Below are 815 nucleotides of genomic sequence, written 5' to 3'. Positions count from 1 at the left end.
AGTTGGGCACTGATCTGACCTGTAGTGTCATCAAAGCGTAGTTGGTTAAAGCCTTCGCCCTGATATTCTTTGGACTTGATCCCTGCCAGTTTCTTGGTGTCTGGGAGCTTGCCTGTATTGTCGAACTTGGTCGGGCTGCGTTGTGCTTCATGAATGCGTCCTGTGACAAATGGACGATCAATGTTGCCATCAAAGAAGTCGATCACCACGATTTCATCAATGCGGGGGAGGAAGCGTGCGCCATAGCCTTCTCCTGCCCAAGGCGTCAGCACATCGACCCAAGCTGAATCGGTGTCGTTGTCATTCGTGCCTGCGCCTCCATCATGTTCATGGTCTTCATTTCTTGTGAAGAGAAAACGGACTTTTATGCGCCCCCATTCATCCACATGGATTTCTTCTCCACTTGGACCCACCACTTTGGCGCGTTGTGGGTATACTGATGGTCGGTGTTGCTGTGGGTGATATTCTGGGACTGTTTTGATACTGCGGCGTTGTAAGGTTAGTGTATTGGCTTGGCGTTCTTCTGTATTGGTTTGGGTATTGGCGTTTTGCCAATGGCTTTGTTGTAGCAATTGGTTAATTTGCTGATTCAAGTCTTTGGGAAGATTGTTTTGGTTATAGTAGCTTTTACCTGTAATCAGAAATTCTTGGTCTGATCCACTGTGTTGGTCTATTTCAGGGTGTTCGATGAGTTGAAACCAGTAGCCAACTTGTGTATCACGTACTGTACTTTGAGCGGTGAAGTATTTGGATTGTAGGTCGTGATAGTGTCCTAAGTTTTGGTTCAGCTTTTCGATTTGTGAGTTGCCTGATGC

General features: G+C 46.7%; 1 protein-coding gene. It reads right to left on the bottom strand.

The window, feature by feature from the left end:
• The coding region (locus tag IO68_RS28240; protein ID WP_023013744.1) for a type VI secretion system Vgr family protein at positions 1-815 on the bottom strand (815 nt) is incomplete at both ends.

The organism is Acinetobacter sp. COS3 (assembly GCF_000475335.1).
Taxonomy (GTDB): Bacteria; Pseudomonadota; Gammaproteobacteria; order Pseudomonadales; family Moraxellaceae; genus Acinetobacter; species Acinetobacter venetianus.
The sequence above is the reverse complement of the archived record's forward strand: the minus strand, read 5'-3'. Positions and strand labels throughout refer to the sequence as shown.